Source organism: Psychromonas sp. psych-6C06 (assembly GCF_002835465.1).
GTDB lineage: Bacteria > Pseudomonadota > Gammaproteobacteria > Enterobacterales > Psychromonadaceae > Psychromonas.
Map to the genome: position 1 here is coordinate 1 of NZ_PIZM01000032.1, position 3,428 is coordinate 3,428.

Consider the following 3,428-nt stretch of genomic DNA (forward strand, 5'->3'; position numbering starts at 1 on the left):
GAAGCTGCCTTTTTATACGGTATGTTTGCGCGTGCATTAGGCACCAACAACCTTCCGGATTGTTCGAACAGGGGCCAGGAGAGCAGCGGCGTGGCCTTGGGAGAAACCTTGGGCATAGGCAAGGGATCAACCACTTAAGAGGATCAATACGAAGAAGAGGTCATATTGATAGCTGGGCAGAACCCAGGTACCAATCACCCTAGAATGTTATCCGCATTAGAAAAATGCAAGCAGAACGGTGGTAAGGTCATTAGTATAAATCCGTTAGAAGAATCAGGATTAGTGAATTTTAAAAATCCGCAACATCTAGGCGGATGGATCGGCGGTGGGGAGGACATGGCAGATATTCATTTGGCGGTCAACATTAATCAAGATATACCTCTGGTAAAATTAATTTTAAAGAAATTAGTTGCATTAGAAGAAAAAGGAAATGCAGTTTTTGACCATGAATTCATTGAAAAATATACAGATGGTTATGAGTCTTTGATCTCTGATTTAAAAAACTACAATGCGGAAGACCTATTGGCGCAAACTGGCGTATCCGAAGAAAAAATAAACGACACGGTTGCACTATTGGCGAATAAATCTAAAATTATAGTGTGCTGGGCCATGGGTCTTACCCAACATAAGAATGGCGTAGAAAATATTAGAGAGTTCATAAATCTTCTATTATTGAAAGGAGCTATTGGAAAACCTAATGCAGGTACATGTCCGGTACGCGGCCACAGTAATGTTCAAGGTGATCGCAGCGTTGGTATTCAGCATTTTGTAGATAGTGCCATGAACGCACGTATTAAAGAACATTTAGGGTTTACCCCACCTGAGCATGAAGGTGTAGATGTTGTAGGCTCCTTAAAAGCGATGTATGAAGGTAATGCCAAAGTATTTATGTGCTTGGGCGGTAACTTTTTAATGGCGGCATCTGATACAGAATATACCGCAAAGGGAATTCAAAATTGCGATTTAACGGTACAGATCAGTACCAAATTAAACCGCACACATTTAATCACCGGTAAAACTGCCTTGATATTACCGACTATTGGAAGGTCTGAAAAGGATATGAAAAATGGCAAGCCTCGTCATTTTACGGTTGAAAATAGTATGGGCAGGGTAAAAAGATCCAAGAAAATATTAAAACCAGCTTCAGAGGCCATCATGAGCGAACCAGAGATTATTGCCAATTTAGGGCATACCTTGTTCGGCGAAGAACATCCTATGAACTGGAAATCTTTAGGTGAAGATTATGAATTGATCAGAAAGCGAATTGACCAAGTTGCAAAGGGGTTCAATGATACCGAAGAACGTTCAAAAGGCGCAGGCTATTACTTACCAAATAATGTACGTGAATTGGATTTTAGCATGTTACCCAACGGTAAAGCACAATTTACCATTAACAAACTTCCTGAACACACCTTGGAAAAAGATGAATACATGTTGATGACCATACGTTCTCACGACCAGTTCAACACCACTATTTACGGATTAGATGACCGTTACAGAGGTGTTTACAATGCAAGAAGAGTGGTTTTTATGAATATAGACGATATGAAAGCCATTGGTGTAAACAAACTTGACATTGTTGATATTACCAGTACTTATGACAGTATTGTAAGAACAGCCCATAATTTTAAGATCGTTCCATATAATATTCCTTCTGGAAATCTGGCTTCTTATTTTCCGGAGACCAATGTTTTAATACCCTACAATCATTTTGCCGATAAAAGCAAAACACCAATAAGCAAGTCTGTAAAGGTTAGACTAGTAAAGAAATAGTTAATAAATACATTTCTGAAATTCAATTACTTAACAATCTCGTAACCGAATAATAAGTTAACAGTAACCTTTCTATAATCATAAATTTTGAAACTTTACGGTCATAAGTTTCAGCATATGAAATCTACTGATTTGGCCGCCTTATGTATTGCCATTCTTGCATTTAATGTCAAGTTTGAGGTGGTTCTATCTCTTTCTAATTTTCTAAAATTCCCAAGAAAGGAATCCCTCATTCACTTATGAAAAAAAGACCGGTTGATATTGTGGTCATTTCCGATGTTCATTTAGGAACATATGGCTGCCACGCCAAAGAGCTTTTAAAATATTTAAAGTCCATTAAGCCAAAAGATGTAATCCTCAATGGCGATATTGTAGATATTTGGCAATTTAGCAAACGCTATTGGCCCAAGTCTCATATGAAAGTCATTAAACTTTTATTGGAGGGGGTAGCCAAAGGAATTCCAGTACATTAAATAACAGGTAACCACGATGAACTTTTGCGGAAATTTTCGAGCAACAGTATGGGCCCATTAAATATTGTCAATAAAATGGTGATTCCGCTTGAAGATAAAAAAGCTTGGATTTTTAATGGTGACATGTTCGATGTTACTATGCAGCATTCAAAATGGGTAGCCAAACTTGGTGCAAAAGGATATGACTTTTTAATTTTATTAAATAGAGCCATTAATTTCATCAGCAAAAAAATGGGCAAGGGTCCAATTTCAATGTCCAAGAAAATTAAGAACGGTGTAAAGTCTGCCGTTAAGTTCATAAACGACTTTGAACAGATTGCCGCAGATATTGCCATAGAAAATGGTTATGACTATGTTATTTGCGGTCACATTCACCAACCGGAAAAATTTAACCGCACTTGAGTATCATAATGGTCACTGGAAACTATACTCTTATCTTGAAGATCAACTAACCATTGACCATAAAGAGGATAGTAAGGAAGAAACCTATGTATTGGAAAAAGCTGAACTGTTTCAAAGCTTGCTTGAAGAGTTTAGAATAAGTGGAATGACGCAACAGAGTAAATGAGAATACTATACGCAATTCAAGGTACCGGCAACGGACACTTGAGCAGGGCTAGAGATGTAATACCTGCAATATTAAAACATAATGTTTCATTAGATCTTTTAGTGAGTGGCATTCAAGCAGATATAAAACTACCCTATCCCATTAAGTATCAGCTAAAAGGATTAAGCTTTATTTTCGGCAAAAAAGGAGGTGTAGATGTTTGGAAAACCTATTACAAAGCAAACTCTATGCGTTTGCAGAAAGAGATAAAAAGTATACCGGTTGAAGATTACGACCTCATCATTAATGATTTTGAACCGGTTACGGCGTGGGCGTGCAAGTTAAAAAACATACCTTGCTATAGTTTTAGCCACCAAGCGGCAGTACTCTCCAAATTAGTTCCAAAGCCTAAAAAAACGGACAGAATGGGTAAATGGATTCTTAATAATTATGCACCCACCAGCCATCAATTCGGACTTCATTTCAAACCTTATGAACCTAATATCTATACACCTATAATCAGAAACGATATACGATCGGCATCAATTTCCAAAGGCGAGCATTATACCGTATATCTACCATCTTACAGTGATGAGAAATTGGTGAAGTTGTTAAATCTCACCTAGACGTTGCCA

Annotated in this window: 5 protein-coding genes and 1 pseudogene; all 6 read left to right on the top strand. The window is 37.6% G+C overall.

Annotated elements, in window-relative coordinates; genetic code table 11:
• Positions 1 to 159 precede the first annotated feature (159 nt).
• Positions 160 to 1,143, top strand: a pseudogene (locus CW745_RS17030) (molybdopterin-dependent oxidoreductase); the annotation flags it as partial.
• 294 nt (positions 1,144 to 1,437) lie between these two features.
• Positions 1,438 to 1,773: a molybdopterin dinucleotide binding domain-containing protein gene (locus CW745_RS17035; RefSeq protein ID WP_274521257.1), complete on the top strand. Its 336-nt coding sequence runs from the start codon at positions 1,438 to 1,440 to the stop codon at positions 1,771 to 1,773.
• A 239-nt stretch (positions 1,774 to 2,012) separates the two neighbouring features.
• A complete protein-coding gene (locus CW745_RS16850; protein ID WP_202973230.1) occupies positions 2,013 to 2,246 on the top strand; it encodes a metallophosphoesterase in 234 nt (77 codons plus the stop codon).
• 48 nt (positions 2,247 to 2,294) lie between these two features.
• Positions 2,295 to 2,648, top strand: coding sequence for a hypothetical protein (locus CW745_RS16855; protein WP_202973231.1), 354 nt, complete (start codon positions 2,295 to 2,297; stop codon positions 2,646 to 2,648).
• The gene (locus CW745_RS16860; protein ID WP_202973232.1) at positions 2,599 to 2,814 is read left to right on the top strand and encodes a hypothetical protein; all 216 of its coding nucleotides are present in this window, start codon (positions 2,599 to 2,601) and stop codon (positions 2,812 to 2,814) included. Before CW745_RS16855 ends, CW745_RS16860 begins: the two co-directional genes overlap by 50 nt.
• Entirely contained in the window at positions 2,811 to 3,419 is a 609-nt protein-coding gene (locus CW745_RS16555; RefSeq protein WP_101109792.1) for a glycosyltransferase family protein, read from the top strand. Before CW745_RS16860 ends, CW745_RS16555 begins: the two co-directional genes overlap by 4 nt.
• The last annotated feature ends 9 nt before the right edge of the window (positions 3,420 to 3,428 follow it).

Excerpts from the sequence above, each read along its gene's own strand:
- CW745_RS16855 (WP_202973231.1), top strand. The coding sequence starts at position 2,295 with ATGGGCCCATTAAATATTGTCAATAAAATGGTGATTCCGCTTGAAGAT.
- CW745_RS16555 (WP_101109792.1), top strand. The coding sequence starts at position 2,811 with ATGAGAATACTATACGCAATTCAAGGTACCGGCAACGGACACTTGAGC.
- CW745_RS17035 (WP_274521257.1), top strand. The coding sequence starts at position 1,438 with ATGACCATACGTTCTCACGACCAGTTCAACACCACTATTTACGGATTA.
- CW745_RS16850 (WP_202973230.1), top strand. The coding sequence starts at position 2,013 with ATGAAAAAAAGACCGGTTGATATTGTGGTCATTTCCGATGTTCATTTA.
- CW745_RS16860 (WP_202973232.1), top strand. The coding sequence starts at position 2,599 with ATGTTATTTGCGGTCACATTCACCAACCGGAAAAATTTAACCGCACTT.